This window comes from Brevibacterium salitolerans, assembly GCF_039531405.1.
Lineage (GTDB): Bacteria > Actinomycetota > Actinomycetes > Actinomycetales > Brevibacteriaceae > Brevibacterium > Brevibacterium salitolerans.
This window is the reverse complement of record NZ_BAAAPZ010000012.1, coordinates 120,991-137,731: the sequence shown is the minus strand read 5'-3', so window position 1 is coordinate 137,731 and position 16,741 is coordinate 120,991. Positions and strand designations below refer to the sequence as shown.

Sequence of the window (16,741 nt, the reverse complement as noted above, 5' to 3'; positions counted from 1 at the left end):
CAGGAGCGTGAGGACGGGCTCGTTGTCGTAGAAGAAGATCACGAGGAAGAACGGCGCCATCACCAGGAGCATCACCGGGCTCGTCACGGATCCGATGTCCTCCTGCCGGGACACCATCGACCCGGTCGCGGCGAACATTGTCGCCACGAGGACGAAGCCGAACGCGAACAGCACGCCGAACCAGAGCAGAGATGCTCCGATCTCCCCCAGAAGCAGGTCCTGACCCGTGGCCAGCATCCCGATCGCCGCGAGCAGCAGGACTACCGCGACATTGGACAGCGCGAGGATGCTGTTTCCGAGGATCTTGCCTGCCATCATCGTCCGTGCTGACACCGTGGCCAGCAGGATCTCGACGATCCTCGTCTGCTTCTCCTCCACGACGCTCTGCGCGATCGTCATCCCGAATGTCAGAGCGGTCATGTAGAAGATCATGCCGAAGCCCAGCGCCGCGATGTAGGCGAAGGCGTCGAATCCGTCCTCGGACCCGTCGAGCAGTTCGAGCGTGGGTGCCACGGTCAGCGCATCCATCAACCCGTCCGGGGCTTCCTCCAGGGCGAGGATGGTGAGACCGCCGCCGGCCTCTGCGGTGCTGCCATCCGTTTCCTGCGGGCCTCCCGCGGCTTCGTTCACGAGGACCGCGGCCTCCGCCTCTCCGGCGCGGACGAGGTCCTCGGCCTCTGCACGGTCGTCCGCGGGCCGGACCTCGAACGGTCCGGTGGTCAGGGCCTCGGGGGCGGTGCCCACGACCGCCACTTCGACGGTGTCCGGATCTGCGGCGCGTTCCGCCTGCCGCTTCTGTACGATCCCGCCGATCACGACTGCTGCGAGAACGGCGAGCAGGAGGACCACGGTGGAGGCGATGAATGCCTTGCTGCGCAGTCGCGTGGTGATCTCCCGCTCCGCGACGAGCCAGGTGAGCTTCGCCTGGCCGGGCAGAGGGCTCCCGTTCTCGGGTTCTGCGCCCGGTCTCGTGGGGTGTGCCGTCATCTCGGACGCCTTTCTCTCTGCTGGTGGGATGTTCACTGCACCGTCTCCTTGAAGATCTGCGCGAGCGTGGGCGTGATGGGCGCGAATCTGCGGACCTGCGCCCGCCCCACTGCGGCAGTGAGGACGGTCTGCGCGGTCTCGGCGCTGTCGGCCTCGAACCGGGCCGTCGCACCGTCGAGACGTGTCACTCGCACCCCCGGCTGTTCGCGCACCCACCCTGCGTCTGCATGGGCACCGTCCAGCTCGAGTTCGAACTCCAGGCCGGAGTGTGCCGCGCGCAGCTCTTCGCGGGAGCCTGCTGCACGGACGCGGCCTCCTCCGATCACCACGACGTCGTCGCAGAGCCGCTCCACGATGTCGAGCTGATGGGAGGAGAAGAGCACCGGGGCTCCCTGTGCGGCGAAGTCCCGCAGGACCCCCAGCACCACGTCGACGGCGATGGGGTCGAGGCCGGAGAACGGCTCGTCGAGCACCAGCGCGAGGGGTTCGTGCACCAGTGCCGCGGCGATCTGCGCCCGCTGCTGGTTGCCCAGTGACAGGTTCTCGAGCGCGTCGTCCGCGCGGTCGGCGATGCCCAGACGCTCCGTCAGGGAGGAGGCGGACTGCTTCGCCGCAGCCGCGGTCATACCGTGGAGCCTGCCCAGATAGATGAGCTGTTCCAGGACCTTCATCTTGGGATAGAGGCCGCGCTCCTCCGGCATGTAGCCGAACCGGGCACGCACGGAGTCGGTGAGTGGAGCTCCGTCCAGGGTCACACTTCCCGCGTCCGCGGACAGCACGCCCAGGATCACGCGCATGGTGGTGGTCTTTCCCGCGCCGTTGCCGCCCACGAACCCGGTCATCCGTCCTCCGGCCACGGAGAACGAGACCTCGTCGATGGCGGTGCGGTCACCGAAGCGGCGGGTGATCCCCTTCACCTCGATCTTCATTCTTCTCTCCTCGTCTCTGCGGTTCGCTGCCTCTGCCTCCACGCTAGGGATCGGTTCACCCCCGCGCTTCCGCCTGGGTACGGAACCGGCTCCCCCTGCAGGGTGAGGCGCGGCCTCGGGACGTGAGGTGCGGAGGGCGGCGAGGAACCGGCTCCCCCTGCAGGGTGAGGCGCGGCCTCGGGAGGTGTGGGTGCGGAGGGCGGCGGGGACCCACCTCCGTCCGCAGACGGAGGCGCGTGCGGCGGTGCTCGCCCTACAGTGAGGGGATGAGCACCACAGCCAGTGAGAGTTCCGGCGCGCGCCTTGAGACGTGGATGCGCCCGAGGCCGGGTCGAGAGGTGTACCGTGCTGACGGTCTGTTCGCTCTCCTCCTCGCCGTGGGCGCGGTCACGGTGGCACTGCTCTTCCAGCGCACCGGCCTCCACGACGACGTGGCGGATCCGTGGGTGTGGGTGCTGGGGATCGGTCTGGCGACTCTGCCGCTCACGGTCCGTCGCCGCTTCCCCGTGCCGGCCGCCCTGGCCTGTGCGCTGGGGTTCTTCCTCTGCCGGCAGATGGGCGTGCCGGACATGCTCATGGTGGACATCTGCCTGTTCCTCGCGCTGTACTCGGTGGGCGCATGGGAGCAGAACCGCCGCGTGGCGCTGTGGTCCCGCGTGGGGATCGTCGCGGCGATGTGCGCGTGGATCGCCGTGAACCTTCTTCTGCAGTCCGCGGGGGACGAGATCGCCGAGATGTTCCCCGATGCGCCGGCTTCCTCGATCTTCTCCGCCTTCGCCACCTTCGCGGCGATCCAGATCATCACCAACGTCCTGTACTTCGCCGGGGCCTTCTACTTCGGTGAGCGGGCGTGGAACGGTGCGCGCACCACAGCGCTTCTGGAAGCACAGGGCCGCGAACTGGAGCGCGAACGGCAGACGAGCGCGGCCCAGGCGGTTGCCCTCGACAGGCTGGGGATCGCTCGCGAGCTGCACGACGTGGTCGCGCACCACGTCTCCGTCATGGGCATCCAGGCGGCGGCTGCACGCAGATCGCTCGAGCGTGATCCTGAGCAGGCCGTGCGGTCCCTGGAGGTGGTGGAGGAGAGCGCGCACACGGCGGTGACGGAGCTGCGCGGCCTCGTGCGGACGCTGCGGGAGCCTGCGGCGGAGTCCGCCTCCTCGGCGCTGGGTGTGGCGCAGCTGCCGGAACTGGTGGAGGAGGCACGCCGTACGGGCACGCCGGCGGCGCTCATCGTGGTGGGGGAGCAGCGGCCTCTGCCGCTGCTCGTCGACGTGGCACTCTACCGGGTCGCGCAGGAGGCGCTCACCAACGTGCGCAAGCACGCAGGCTCCGGAGCCGAGGCCGAGGTCCGTCTGCGCTTCACTCCCACCGCCGTGGAGGTGGAGGTGGCCGACAACGGCATGCGCAGGTCGCCCGCTGAGGGGGCACGACCGGAATCGGGAGCGGCTCTGAGCGGTGGGATCCCGGTGGACGCGGTGAGCGCTGCCACGGTGCGCGAAGGCGGTGGCCTCGGTCTGCGGGGCATGCAGGAGAGGATGGGCGCAGTGGGCGGGTCCGTGCTGGCGCAGAGGCGTGAGCAGGGCGGCTTCCTGGTGCGCGCCCGGGTCGAGCTGGGGGCCTCGGCGGCACGGCCGTCTCCGGCCGGGGAGGCCGTTCCGTCCACCGGGGAGGCCCCGTTCCTCGGGGAGTCTCCGAGGGAGGGCGAGGGCTGCGCGGGCCCGGTCCTGAACGCGGGGGAGGATGCGGTTCCGGCGGACGCCGCGGTTCCGGCCGCCTCGGGCGGAGAGGCGGGCGCGCGATGATCCGTGTGCTGCTGGTCGACGATCAGGAGCTGGTGCGTGCGGGGTTCCGCATCATCATCGACTCCGAGCCGGGCATGCAGGTGGTGGGTGAAGCCGCCACCGGAGCAGAGGCGGTGGAGCTCGCCGCGGAGCTCGCCCCGGACGTCATCTGCATGGACATCGAGATGCCGCAGATGAACGGGATCGAGGCCTCGCGGCTGATCCTGGGAGGGGTCGGCGGCACACGTGAGACGGCGATCCTCATCCTCACCACCTTCGGACACGAGGAATACCTCTTCGATGCGCTCGCCGCGGGTGTGAGCGGCTTCCTGCTCAAGACGGCTCGAGCCGAACAGCTCATCGACGCGGTACGGACGCTCGCCGCCGGTGATGCGCTGCTGGGCCCCGACGTGACCCGGGCCGTCATCGCCCGTGTGGCGTCCGGCCGGCGGACCGCCGGCACAGGGGAGTCGTCCAGTGGGGAGGGCGCCGTCGGGCCCGAGGCGGTTCGGCGTGCCGGCGTCGAGGCCCCCACCGCCGGTGTGGATTCTCAGGGGAATGCGGGCCTCGGGGGCGGTGCAGAACCGCGTGACGCGAGGTCCTCCCAGGGAGAGGACCGCGGCGCTCCGAGCGGAGGCGCGGCAGGGCGCGGGAGGGCCTCCGCCGCGGTCGCAGCTGCGGTGGCGGCCGTGGGGCTCTCGGAGCGGGAGACTGAGGTCCTGGTGCTCGCCGCGGAGGGGAAGTCCAACGGCGAGATCGCCGGTCAGCTGTTCCTGGGGGAGGCGACGGTGAAGACCCACATGTCCAACCTGCTGCGGAAGCTGGGTGCGCGGGACCGGGTGCAGGCCGTTGTCTGGGCGCACACGCACCGTCTTCTGTAAGGGGTGCCACGGCGGATCCCGGGAATGCCCTCGGTGATCCCTGCCGTGTTCGTGCGACGTGAGGGTGCCGCACAATTCTCCGCCGATCCATTGACCCTTCGTGCGTGCACCGTGTATACATGGAGTATTCGCGGTGCAGAGGCGCACAGGGGGTATCTCGATGACCGGCGAATTGCTGTCTCGAAGGCAGATGCTCGGCGTGGCAGGAGCGGGCAGCGTCGCCTTGGCTTCTGCGCTCGCCGGCTGCCGCAACGCGGCCAGCTATCCGGAGTCCTGGGAAGACGTGAGCGCGGGCGGTGGCGAGCCGAATCGCGGAGGAGTGCTCCGCTACGGGCTGTCGACCGAGCCGGTGAATTTCGAACCACACGTGAGTTCGGGAGCTGCATCGGACGTCATCCGCCAGATGACGTACAACGGCCTGTTGCGGTACGACGCCGACGGTGAGATCGTTCCCGACCTGGCGCGGGAGCACGAGTGGGCGAACGCGACGACCTATCGCGTGAGGATTCGCCCTGATGTGCGGTTCCACGACGGTTCGACGATGACCGCGGACGATGTGGTGTTTTCGATGCGCCGGATCATGGACCCGGATGTCTCCTCGACCGCAGCATCTCTCTTCCGGGCGGTGGAGAGCGTGGACAGGTCCGGTGGGGACACGGTGACGTTCACTCTGGGGGAGCCCGATACGACGTTCCCGTTCGCGCTCGCGGACCCGTGCGCGAACATCATCTCCCGGGACTGGGCGGAAAGCGGCGCTGACCCGCTGCTCGAGGTGATGGGGACGGGCCCCTTCCGGTTCGTCGAGCGTGTCCCCGGCGTGAGCATCCTCCTCGAACGCTTCGAGGACTATTTCGTACCGGAGCTTCCCTATCTCAACGCCATCGAGTTCACGCCGATGGAGGATGACTATGCGCGAGTGACCGCCCTGCGCACTGCCACTGTGGACATGATCGACTACATCCCGTCCACGCACGTGGGGGTCATCGAGAACAATCCCAGCCTCGAAGTCTATTCCGACAGCACATTCGGCTTCGGCATCCTGGGCTTCGTCACGACCCAGCCGCCGTTCGACGACAAGCGGGTGCGGCAGGCAGTCGCCTACAGCATCGATCGGGAAGCGGCACTCGAGACGGCCTACCTCGGACAGGGTGCTCCGATCACAGGCGGTCTCGTGCCGGAGGGAATCGCATCCTACGCCTCCGAACTGGCTGGGACGGTCACCTACGACCCTGAGCGTGCCGCCGCACTGCTGCGGAAGGCCGGGCGTGAGGAGCTCGACCTCAGCATGATCACCACCAGCAGCTACTCCGTGATCGCGAGACCGGCAGAAGCCATGCTCCCCTCGCTGCGGGCCTCTGTGGTCAATCCCAGCCTCGACCGCCAGGAATGGCTCTCGTTCCAGGAGACCGTCGAGGCCAAGACCTATCCCAGCTTCGCCTGGGGCACCTCGCTCAAGTTCGGGCATCCCGGTGCGCTGAGCGAGATCGTCGGTGCCGGCAGCCGCTGGGCGAACTTCCTCGACTTCGACGACGGCAGGACCAATGAGCTCCTGTCCGAGGCGAGGCGGACAGCGGACCCGGGGCTGTCGGACGAGCTCTTCCTCGAGGCCGAGCGGAGAGTGCTCGACGAGATGCCGCTGACCTACACGCTGCGCCGCATTCAGGGCGAGGCCGCCTACACCTATGTCCGCGGCTTCTCGCATCCCCCGAAAGGGGCCTGGACCCAGGTGAGCCTTCGCGGCGTCTGGCTGGAGGAGAACCGATGAGGAGCTTCATCGTCCGCAGGGTCGGACTCGCGCTGCTGCAGCTGGTGGTCGTCGCCACCATAGTGTTCCTCCTCATCAGGCTCATCCCCGGCGATGCGGCGCGCGCGGTGCTGGGGGAGAACGCGACGGACGATCAGATCGCAGCGATGCGTTCGACGATGGGGCTGGACGACTCTCTGCCGATGCAGTTCGTCAACTACTGGGCGGGGCTGTTCACCGGTGATCTGGGAATATCCCTCATCAGCGGCCGCCCCGTGGCCGGCGACCTGATCGTCCGTTTCGGCAACTCGATGGAGATCATCGTCCTCGCGATCCTGCTGTCGCTGATCGTGGGAGTCGTGCTCGGCCGAATCGCAGCGGTGAGGAATGACAGGCCCATCGATCACATCCTCACGGGCGGATCGGTGCTGGGGATATCTCTGCCGGTCTTCGTCACCGGCACTCTGCTGCTCCTCGTCTTCGCGATCTGGCTCCCGGTGCTGCCGCCACAGCGCTACGTGAGCCTCTTCTCCGATCCGCTCGGCCATCTCCAGCTGGTCGTGCTGCCCGTCATAGCCCTCGCCGCGACTTCGACGGCGGTGATCATGAGGATGACGCGGTCGGCGATGCTCGAAACGCTCGGCGCGGACTTCGTCCGCACTGTGCGTGCCAAAGGGGTGCCCGAACGACAGGTGGTGTCCAGGCACGCCCTGCGCAACGCTCTCGTGCCCGTCGTGGCGATCACCAGCGTCGAGCTCGCCACTCTCATCGGTTCCACGGTCCTGGTGGAGACCATCTTCGGATGGCCGGGTGTCAGCTCGATGCTCATGCAGGCCGTGACGGATCGCGACTATCCCGTGATCCAGGCAGTCGTTCTCAGCGCCTCGGTCTTCGTCATCGTCGTCAACCTCCTCGCAGATCTCGTCATCAGAGTGCTCGACCCGCGAACGGAGGCCATCTGACATGTCCGAGAATGTGGTCACGACTCCCTCACGCGCCACCGGCGCCTCGGGTCCGGCACCTGCCCGCCGTGGCCTCGGCTCGAGGCTTCTGCGGAATCCGCGCACGTTTGTCAGCGGAGCCTTCTTCGTGCTGGTCTTCGCGGCCGTGGCGTTCGGCCCTGCGCTGTATCCGATCGAATTCCGCGCCCAGGTGGGCGTTCCGCTCACTCAGAACGGCCTTCTCGGCACGGACGACTTCGGCCGTGACGTCTTCGCACGTCTGCTCGTGGCCACCAGGACTTCGCTCCTCGTCGCGGCCGGTGCCGTCGTCATCGCCCTCGTGCTCGGGGTCGGCCTCGGTCTTCTCGCCGGTTTCCTGGGCGGCTGGACGTCGACGATCATCATGCGCGGATCAGACATCCTCCTCAGCTTCCCGGCAGTGATCCTCGCGATAGCCACCGTCGCGATCCTCGGACCGGACCTCGTCAACGTCGTTCTGGTCATCGGCGTCATCTACGTGCCCCGATTCACCCGTGTCGTGTACGCGCAAGCGGTGTCGATCCGCTCGGCACAGTACGTCGACGCCGAACGGGTGAACGGTACGCCGACGTGGAGCATCATCGCGCGAACGGTGCTGCCCAACGTGATGTCCACGGTCATCGTCCAGGCGAGCCTCAGCCTGAGCTTCGCCATACAGGTCGAGGCGGGACTCAGCTTCCTCGGTCTCGGGGCCCAGCCGCCGCTGGCCTCGCTGGGCACGATGATCGCCTCGGGCCGCGACTTCCTCGAGGTGCAGCCGACCCTCCTCATCTATCCCTCCCTCATCCTCATCGCGATCGTCCTCGCGGTGAACGTCCTCGGAGACGGGCTGAGGGACGTCCTCGACCCCCGGCGCGCGTTCGTGCGCTGAGACCCCACGGTTCCCGAATCGCAGAAAGGAAGTAAGGCACATGATCGACAGCTCGAAGAGTCTCGGCCGCCTGAGCTGGACAGAGGTGGCCGAGGCTGCCCGACGAGACCCCGTCGTCCTGCTCCCCATCGGCGCGATCGAGCAGCACGGCCCGCATCTCCCGGTGCACGAGGACTCGATCGTCGCCGAATGGGCGGCATACAGGATCGCCGATCTCACGGACGGCGAGGTGGACGTCCTCGTCGCGCCTGCTCTGCACTACGGGCATTCGCCGACCTTTCGCGGGTTCGCCGGGAACCTCTCGCTGAGTGCCGAGACACTCAAGGCCGCCGTCAGGGACATCATCGATTCGCTCGTCCGATCGGGATTCCGACGGATCGTCCTCGTTGACAACAATGGCGGAAACGTGGGCCCGGTCTCAGGTGCCGCCATCGACTCCCGTCGGGATCTGGACGTGCTCATCGGCCATGTCTATCCGTGGCAGCTGGGCTACAGCCTGATGCGGGACGTCTACGAGAAGCCGGAGGTCGTCTACGGGCATGGGGCCGAGCCCGAGCTGTCCGCAATGCTGGCGATCTTCCCGGAGCAGGTCGATCTCTCCAAAGCTGAGTCGGGAGGACTCTCCCACGAATCCGGTTGGACTCCCACGAGCTACTCGGAGGCCATGATCGACGGCTACTCCGTACCGGGCACCGTGTACTGGGACTTCTCGGAGGTCAGTGAGAACGGGGTCACCGGTGACGTTTCGGCGGCAGATGCCGCGACCGGGGAGGAATGGATCCGTCGAGTGATGGGCTTCTGCGCCGAGTACGTGCGCGAATACGACCGGAACACCGCTCGGTCCTGAATGGAGGCGATGATGAGAGTGGCAATTTCACAGTTCGGTGCCAGCCGGACGATTGCTGAGAACACGGCACGGATCGTCTCAGACGCCCACCGGGCGGGAGAGGCCGGGGCGAGCCTCATGGTCTGTCCTGAGGCCTCGATGATCCGCTTGCCGGACAAGGACGAATCTCTGGTCGGTCGAGTCGAGCCGGTCGAGGGGTCCTTCGGGACGGGGCTGGCCCTGGCCTCCGAGGAGACCGGAGTGACCATCGTCGCCGGCGGGTTCACGCCTGGCGATGCCTCGCGGGTGAAGAACACTCTCTTCGTCGCTTCGGGAGGGAGGATCATCGCCACGTACGACAAGATCCACCTGTACGACGCCTTCTCCGACAAGGAATCGGACAAGGTCCTCGCCGGGCCGGTCGAGCCGGTCACCGTCGACGTGGAAGGAGTCCGGATCGGACTGGCGACCTGCTACGACCTGCGGTTCCCGGAGCTGTTCCGCGATCTCGCCGACCGAGGCAGTCTTCTCGTGGCGGTTCCCACCGCGTGGGTGAAAGGGCCGCTGAAGGAGGAGCATTGGCTCACTCTCCTGCGAGCACGGGCGATCGAGAACAGCTTCTTCATCGTGGGCAGCGGCGAAGCCGGGGTGCGTTCGATCGGCCGTTCGGCTGCTTTCGACCCGATGGGACTGCAGCTCACCGACCTCGGAGCCGGGGACGGCTTCGGCGTCGTCGACATGGACATCGGCAAGGTCGCTGAAACCCGCAGGGCGAATCCCAGTGTGCACAACCGGCGGTACGCGGTTCTCCCCAGGAGCGGCGATGAGTGAGGAGGCGACCTCGGTGCCGGTGCTCGACGTGCGTGATCTCGAGGTGCGGTTCGACATCGCCGGGCGCGAATCAGCGGCCGTGGACGGCATATCGTTCGCGGTGGCCCCGGGTGAGGTCCTCGCAATCGTCGGCGAGTCCGGCTCCGGCAAGTCCGTGACGTCGATGGCGATCCTCGGGCTGCTGCCTCCGAACGCGCGCGTGTCGGGGAGGATCGAATTCAACGGTGTGGATCTGCTCTCCCTCGGCGCTGCGGAGATCAGGGAGATGAGGGGCAATCATGTGGCGATGATCTTCCAGGAGCCCATGACGGCGCTCGATCCCGTCTACACGGTGGGGGAGCAGATCGCTGAGGCGCTGTGCGCTCATGAGCCGATGAGCCGGGGTGCCGCACGTGAGCGCGCTCTGGAGCTGCTCCGGCTGGTGCGGCTCCCCGACGCCGAGCGCCGCATCGACCACTATCCGCATCAGCTCTCCGGCGGCCAGCTCCAGCGGGTCGTCATCGCGATGGCGGTGAGCTGTGACCCCGATCTGCTCATTGCAGACGAACCGACGACGGCACTTGATGTGACCGTGCAGGCGGAGATTCTGGACCTGCTGCGTGACCTGGGCGCCCGCCTCGGAGCCTCTGTCCTGTTCATCACCCATGACATGGGAGTCGTGTCCGACATCGCGGATCGTGTGGCCGTGATGCGAGACGGTCTGATCGTCGAGCACGCCGAGGCGCGCGCGCTCTTCAGCGATCCGCAGGAGGAGTACACGAGGCACCTCCTGTCGTCCGTTCCCCATCTGGGGCGCACGCAGTGCGAAGCGGACGACGCGGAACCGGTCGGTGATCCGGTGCTTCGCTTCGACGGGATCGACATCACCTATCCGGGGCGGTGGGGCGGGGCGGACTTCAAAGCGGTCGACGATGTGTCCCTCGTCGTCGGGCAGGGCGAGGTCCTCGGCCTGGTGGGCGAATCGGGATCCGGGAAGTCGACTCTGGGACGCTGCGCGATGGGACTGCTCAAGGCCAGTCGCGGGCGGGTGTCCGTATGCGGTGAGGACATCACAGACCTCTCTCCACGGCGCCTGCGGCCCCTGCGCAGCGAGTTCAGCATGGTGTTCCAGGATCCTGCGTCGTCGCTGAACCCCCGGGAGACCATCGGCGAGATCGTGTCCAAGCCGCTGCGCCTGCACGGGAGTGCGGACAGGCAGGGGATCCGCCGCAGCGTCTCGGAGATGCTGGACCGGGTGCGGGTGCCCGGCGAGTGGACCGAGCGCTATCCCCATGAGCTGTCGGGCGGTCAGAGACAGCGGATCGGCATCGCCCGTGCTCTCATCCTCTCACCCCGTCTTCTCGTCGCCGATGAGCCGACCTCGGCGCTGGACGTCTCGGTGCAGGCGACGGTCCTCGAGCTCTTCAGGGAGCTGCAGGCCGATCTCGGCTTCTCGTGCCTGTTCATCACCCATGACCTCGGAGTGGTGGAGCAGCTGGCCGGCCGGGTCGCCGTGCTCCGTGCGGGCAGGCTCGTGGAGACGGGCAGCACCGCCGCCGTCCTGCACGCTTCGAAGGAGGAGTACACGCGGCGGCTGGTCCTGTCGGCTCCTGTGCCCGATCCGGTGGAGCAGGAGGAACGGCGGAGGGCATTCGCGGCGTTGGCCGCACCGACGTGAGACCACGAGAATGAAGGCCGACCCTCGTGTGCCTCTACTCTTGGAGGCGAAGGGGAGCGGCGACAGACAGGAGACCTCGGTGGCGCCTAAGAGGCCGTTGGCTCGTTATCGCGCCTTCGAATGGGTGAGGAACGCCATCGTCGCAGGGGAGATCGGCGGCGGCGAGTACATCGAGGAGTCCACCGTGTGCGAAGCGGTGGGGGTTTCGCGCACCCCGGTTCGGGAGGCGTTCAATCAGCTCGCGGCGGAGAAGTACATCACCTTGACGCCGCGTCACGGGGCTCAGGTGCGGACCGTCAGCGCTCAGGAGCTGCAGGAGGTCTACGAAGTCCGCCGTCTCATCGAGGGCCGGTGCGTGGAGATCCTGTGCCGGTCTCGTGTCCCGGTGACCGAAACCGCGCGCATCGCGCTCGAAGAACGGCTGAGAGCCGCTGCTGCTGCGGCGGAATCTCCGGCCGATCCCGAGCTCCGGGTCGAAGCCTCCCGGGCGGACTGGACCTTCCACTATTCGATCGTCTCCGCTGCGGGGAACTCGGTGCTCACGGAGACGTACGAGTTCCTCCGCTCCCGACAGCAGCGGGTGAGCATCGCCACAGGTGTGAAGTTCCCGGAACTCGTGAAACTGTTCGACGAACATCATGTGGCGATGCTCGAGGCATGGCGAGCATGCGACGAAGACGAGTTCAAGCGCATTCTCGGCGAGCACCTGCGACCAGCGGATCGGATACTGGCTTCGCTGGAAGCGGGGTGATCTCTCGACCCGGCGGCCTCCCGCGGTTCCCTGATCCCCGTCTCGGAGGAGACTTCGTTCTCCGGGCCGATCCGGCGCCCCCTTCTCACTCCACGAGCTTGCCGTCCTGGTCGACCTCCCGCATGAGCGCGGCGATGTCAGGATGTGCCTCGGCGATCGCCTCGCGCTCGATCCGGCCGGGGCCGGACCAGACCAGGTTCACCCGCATCCCGGGGTCGGTCCTCGGGAAGTCCGAGCGGTTGTGGCACCCCCGGGTCTCGCGCCGTTCCAGCGCGCACTCCAGGGTGGCGCGGGCGGCGAGCAGGGACGCGCGCAGGTCGAAGGCGTGCGCGAGGTCCTGGTAGCCGGCCTGGTCGGGGTGCACGGTCACGTTCCGGGCGCGCTCCTCGAGCACGGCGAGCTCAGTGAGCCCGCGCTGCAGCCCCGCCTCGGAGCGGACCACGCCGCAGTGCTCCGTCATGAGGTCGCGCAGCGCTCTCTGCAGCGCGCGCACATTCTCCCCGCCCTCGGACTCGAGGAGGCCCGAGACCTCGGCGCGGGCGGCCTCGACAGCTGCGTGGGAGCGCTGCTGCACCTCGGCCGTCCGGCACACCTCCGCGGCCGCCTGGCCGGTGAGCCGACCGTAGACCAGCAGTTCGATGAGCGAGTTCCCGCCCAGCCGGTTGGCGCCGTGCAGGCCCGAAGCGGCCTCACCGATCGCGAACAGTCCCGGTACGTCCGTGCTGTGGTCCTCCGGGCGGACCCACACCCCGCCCATCGAGTAGTGCGCTGTGGGCGCCACTTCGACGGGTTCGGCCGTGATGTCGAGCATCTGGAGCTCCATGAGCGTCTGGTACACGCGCGGCAGACGCTCCATGATCTGCTCGCGCGGCAGGTGTGAGACATCGAGCCAGACACCGCCGTTGGGGGTGCCGCGGCCCTCCTTGATCTCGGTGTAGCCGGCCAGTGCCACGCGGTCGCGGGTGGAGAGCTCCATCCGCTCCGGGTCGTACCTCTGCATATAGCGTTCGCCGAGGGCGTTGCGGAGGATGCCGCCCTCGCCGCGCGCGGCCTCGGAGACCAGGGTTCCGGCGTCCGCCTCGGGTTCGAGGATGCCCGAGGGATGGAACTGCACCAGCTCCGCGTCGCGGATCCGTGCCCCGGCCTCGTGGGCCAGGCGGAACGAGTCCCCGGTGTTCTCGTTGCGACGCGAGGAGGTGCGCCGCCAGATCCGATTGTGCCCGCCGCAGGCCAGGACGACGGCATCGGCGTGGATGAGACGACGTTCGCCGGTGAGCTCGTGGAAGCCGTATGCGCCGAACACCGCGCCGTCGTCATTCACGAGCACCTTGGTGATGCAGACGTGCTCCAGGAAGTCCACTCCCAGGGCCTCTGCGCGGGCCACGAGCGTGCGCTGGATCTCCAGACCGGTGTAGTCCCCGGCGAACGAGGTGCGCCGCCAGGTGTGGGCGCCGAAGAAGCGCTGGGAGATCCGGCCGTCCTCCTCGCGGGCGAATTCCATGCCGAAGCGGGCGAGGTCCTCGATGCCGCGTGCGGCACCCCGGGTGACGATCTCCACGGTGCGGGGGTCGGCGAGCCCGTAGCTCTCCGTGAGGGTGTCCGCCGCGTGCTGTTCCCAGCTGTCCTCCGGGTCCATCGTGCCGAGGGCGGCATTGATGCCGCCGGCGGCCAGTGTGGTGTGTGCGTCGCTGCGTGGTCGCTTGCCCACCGCGAGCACGTCGATGCCCTGCTCGCGCAGCTCTATCGCGGCGCGCAGACCGGACCCGCCGGTTCCCACGACCAGAGCCGAGGTCGCGAGCTGCCGTTCGCGTGGGTGCTTGCGGCCGGCGGCGGTGACGGGGCGGGCCGGAGCGGTCGCAGGAGTCACTGTCGGGGCGTTCGTGGAAGCTGTGGTGTGAGAGGTGCAGGTTGGGGTGTCCGTGTGAGACATGTGCGTCCTTCGATGACGAGGCGGTCCGCTCCTGCAGAGAGCGGGGGAGGTGCACCGAGATCGAGGCTAGGGCTGCGGAGAAGACGAGGGCAAGGGTCACCTAAGTCCGCGAGCACGGCCGTCTCACATGCTGGCGGGGTGATGAGATCTGCTGTGCGGGCGGTGGTCCTGAGCCGAGGGCGGGCGGGGGCCGAGCGGTGGCGCGGGCAAGGGTACGGTGCAAACGACGTGGGGAGTGCCCTGAGATGCGGGGTGGCAGGCCGGGCGCACTCCCCGTCGGTCTCAGGCCTGCCGGTAGTGAGCGAGCTTCGATTCGTCGATCTCGGCCCCCACACCCGGCGTCGCGCGCGTGCGGATTCGTCCGCCCTCGATGCGCAGCGGCTCCGCGAGCAGATCATCCGACATGTCGAGGAAGTTGGAGAGTTCGCCTGCGCGTGCTGACGTGGCGCGATGGGCTGCGCCGAAAGCCACCGTCGCGAGTGACCCCACCTGCGTGTCGATCTGGTTGCCCATGGTGACGTCCACGCCCAGACCTGTGCAGAGCCCGAGGATCTCCGCGGCCTCGGTGAACCCTGAGCGGGCGGTCTTGATGCACACCGCTGTGCAGCCGCCGGAGAGCAGTTCCCGGGAGACGTCGCCCGGGGTCGGTGTGGACTCGTCGCCCACGACGGGGATGGGCGATCTGCTGACCAGCCGCCTCCGCCCCATGGTCTCCTTCGCGTCGCACGGTTCCTCCAGCAGGCTGATGCCCAGGCCCTCCGTGCGTCTGAGCACTTCGAGTGCTTCGTTGGCGCTCCATCCGCGATTGGCGTCGAGGTATATCTCGGCATCCTCGCCCAGGCCTTCGCGGAGGATCCGACAGGCCTCGACGTCGAGGGACAGAGGTCTGCGGCCCACCTTCAGCTTGAACGTCGTGATGCCGTGTTCCTCGCCGAACCGGAGCGCCTCCTCCAGCAGCTCCTCGGCGGGCTTGAAGCCCAGCATGTGAGCCACGCTCATCGATTCGCTCCACCCGCCGAGCAGCTTGTGGACGGGCACGCCGAGCGCCTTTCCCGCGATGTCCCACAGGGCGATGTCGACAGCGCCCTTGGCCACCTGATTGTGCACGGTCCGGTGCATGGCGGCGTGGGCCTTCTCCCTGTCGAAGGGGTCCATCCCCACGAGCTGCGGGCTGAAGACCTCGTTGACGATCGAAACGATCGAGGCCTGGGTCTCTCCATAGGTGTAGGGACGGGGAGGCGCATCTGCGACGCCCACGATCCCCTCGTCGGTGTGCAGCCGCAGCAGCACGTGATCTGCGGTGTGCACCTCACCGGAGGCGAACCGCAGGGGGCGGGTGTACGGGATCGTGTAGGGAATGGCCTCGAGGGCGGTGATCTTCACGTTCGTCTCCACGGTGTCGGATGTGGTGTGCGGTGGGGCAGGCGCGGGACTCGCCTGTTCAGTGATGCGTGTCCTGGCCCTCTGAAGAGGCGCGTGCCTCTGCGATCCGGGCGGCGGCGTGCCGTGCAAGATGGGTGAAGGACTCGACCAATGGCGAGGTGCTGTCTGCGCGCCAGGCGGTGGCGAGGCCGATGCCCACGGTGGGCGCGAGCCTGCGTATGGCGATGGCGGCGTTCATCGGCAGGGACGACGAATCGGGCAGGATGCACAGTCCCAGGCCCGCCGCGACGAGGGCGATGAGCGTCGAGGTCTCGGTCGCCTCCTGTACGATGTGCGGCCGGAAGCCTGCCTGCCGGGTCACCTCTGCGGCAACCGATGCGACCGCGGATCCGCGCGGATAGCTCACCAGGTCCTCCCCTGCCAGTTCGGCAGCTCCGACGGGCCCCGCGTCTCGGGCCAGCGGGTGTTCGAGGGGCAGTGCAACAGCCAGCGGCGTCTGCTCGATCTCGTCCAGGTGCAGCTCCGGCGAGGAGACCGGCGGTCGGAGGACGGCCGCGTCGAGGCGATTGGCGAGAAGGCCCTCCTCCATCTCCGGGGTGAGCATCTCGCCGACCACGTGGAGGCGCACCTCGGGCAGTTCGTGCCGCGCCATGCGCACGATCTCAGGCATGAGGCGATAGGTGGCTGTGCCCGCGAAGCCCACGTGGAGGACTCCTGCTGCGCCTCGCCCGACCTCGGCGACGTCGGCCTTGGCGGAGTCGACGTCGCTGAGGATCTGTCTCGCCCGCTCCATGAGGAGTTCACCCGCAGGTGTGAGGTCGACACGGCGGGTGGTGCGTTCGAACAGCTGGGTGCTGAGCTCCGCCTCGAGCTGTCTGATCTGCTGAGACAGAGGGGGCTGTGCCATGCGGAGGAGCTCCGCGGCCCGTCCGAAGTGCTTCTCCTCCGCGACGGCGAGGAAGTAGCGCAGATGCCTCAGTTCCATGTCCCCTCCCCGTCCTCGGCTCGTGCGTCGGCAACAGCGTACGGTTCGCCGCTGCCACAAGGGAAAGACCGATTCTCCCCGGATTCAGAGGATGTACGTCTGAATGGCGAGCAAACTCGTACTTCTGCATCTGGGTAGGTGGAATCTACTGTGAGTGCAGCGCCGCCAAATGCACCTGTACGCCTGGCGATCAGGCTGCGGG

The 16,741-nt window shown here is 67.9% G+C and carries 14 protein-coding genes; 9 read left to right on the top strand and 5 right to left on the bottom strand.

Features of this window, described 5'->3' with window-relative positions; all coding sequences use genetic code 11:
- Together ABD240_RS13005 and ABD240_RS13000 are read right to left on the bottom strand one after the other, a co-directional pair.
- Positions 1 to 987 (bottom strand): ABC transporter permease (locus ABD240_RS13005; RefSeq protein ID WP_344337686.1); only part of this gene is annotated, 987 nt, incomplete at its 3' end.
- Positions 988 to 1,019: 32 nt separating this feature from the next.
- Positions 1,020 to 1,916 carry an ABC transporter ATP-binding protein gene (locus ABD240_RS13000; protein WP_291798794.1) on the bottom strand — a complete coding sequence of 299 codons (897 nt, stop codon included), beginning with the start codon at positions 1,914 to 1,916 and terminating at the stop codon, positions 1,020 to 1,022.
- 266 nt (positions 1,917 to 2,182) lie between these two features.
- On the opposite strand from ABD240_RS13000, the gene ABD240_RS12995 reads away from it, so the two are divergent.
- The 9 genes from ABD240_RS12995 (at position 2,183) to ABD240_RS12955 (ending at position 12,241) form a co-directional block, all read left to right on the top strand.
- The gene (locus ABD240_RS12995; protein ID WP_344337684.1) at positions 2,183 to 3,721 is read left to right on the top strand and encodes a sensor histidine kinase; all 1,539 of its coding nucleotides are present in this window, start codon (positions 2,183 to 2,185) and stop codon (positions 3,719 to 3,721) included.
- Positions 3,718 to 4,581, top strand: coding sequence for a response regulator (locus ABD240_RS12990; protein ID WP_344337683.1), 864 nt, complete (start codon positions 3,718 to 3,720; stop codon positions 4,579 to 4,581). The genes ABD240_RS12995 and ABD240_RS12990 overlap by 4 nt, the downstream gene beginning before the upstream one ends.
- Positions 4,582 to 4,948: 367 nt before the next feature.
- Positions 4,949 to 6,346, top strand: a complete 1,398-nt coding sequence (locus ABD240_RS12985) for an ABC transporter substrate-binding protein (protein ID WP_291798785.1) — start codon at positions 4,949 to 4,951, stop codon at positions 6,344 to 6,346.
- Entirely contained in the window at positions 6,343 to 7,287 is a 945-nt protein-coding gene (locus ABD240_RS12980; RefSeq protein WP_291798782.1) for an ABC transporter permease, read from the top strand. Before ABD240_RS12985 ends, ABD240_RS12980 begins: the two co-directional genes overlap by 4 nt.
- Position 7,288: 1 nt before the next feature.
- Entirely contained in the window at positions 7,289 to 8,176 is an 888-nt protein-coding gene (locus ABD240_RS12975; protein ID WP_291798779.1) for an ABC transporter permease, read from the top strand.
- Positions 8,177 to 8,216: 40 nt separating this feature from the next.
- A complete protein-coding gene (locus ABD240_RS12970) occupies positions 8,217 to 9,023 on the top strand; it encodes a creatininase family protein (RefSeq protein ID WP_291798776.1) in 807 nt (268 codons plus the stop codon).
- An 18-nt stretch (positions 9,024 to 9,041) separates the two neighbouring features.
- On the top strand, positions 9,042 to 9,833 hold the full coding sequence (locus ABD240_RS12965; protein WP_344337681.1) for a carbon-nitrogen hydrolase family protein: 792 nt from the start codon (positions 9,042 to 9,044) through the stop codon (positions 9,831 to 9,833).
- The gene (locus tag ABD240_RS12960; RefSeq protein ID WP_291798771.1) at positions 9,826 to 11,490 is read left to right on the top strand and encodes an ABC transporter ATP-binding protein; all 1,665 of its coding nucleotides are present in this window, start codon (positions 9,826 to 9,828) and stop codon (positions 11,488 to 11,490) included. The genes ABD240_RS12965 and ABD240_RS12960 overlap by 8 nt, the downstream gene beginning before the upstream one ends.
- A gap of 79 nt (positions 11,491 to 11,569) precedes the next feature.
- Positions 11,570 to 12,241 (top strand): GntR family transcriptional regulator, encoded by a 672-nt coding sequence (locus ABD240_RS12955; protein WP_291798767.1) that lies wholly within the window; start codon positions 11,570 to 11,572, stop codon positions 12,239 to 12,241.
- Between the two features lie 85 nt (positions 12,242 to 12,326).
- Here the strand turns inward: ABD240_RS12955 and ABD240_RS12950 are convergent, their stop codons facing one another.
- The 3 genes from ABD240_RS12950 to ABD240_RS12940 all read right to left on the bottom strand — a co-directional run bounded on the left by ABD240_RS12950 (position 12,327) and on the right by ABD240_RS12940 (position 16,539).
- Positions 12,327 to 14,108, bottom strand: a complete 1,782-nt coding sequence (locus ABD240_RS12950; RefSeq protein ID WP_291798764.1) for an L-aspartate oxidase — start codon at positions 14,106 to 14,108, stop codon at positions 12,327 to 12,329.
- A gap of 345 nt (positions 14,109 to 14,453) precedes the next feature.
- Positions 14,454 to 15,554: a mandelate racemase/muconate lactonizing enzyme family protein gene (locus ABD240_RS12945; protein WP_291799440.1), complete on the bottom strand. Its 1,101-nt coding sequence runs from the start codon at positions 15,552 to 15,554 to the stop codon at positions 14,454 to 14,456.
- A gap of 58 nt (positions 15,555 to 15,612) precedes the next feature.
- Positions 15,613 to 16,539, bottom strand: a complete 927-nt coding sequence (locus tag ABD240_RS12940) for a LysR substrate-binding domain-containing protein (protein WP_344337678.1) — start codon at positions 16,537 to 16,539, stop codon at positions 15,613 to 15,615.
- Positions 16,540 to 16,741: the final 202 nt, after the last annotated feature.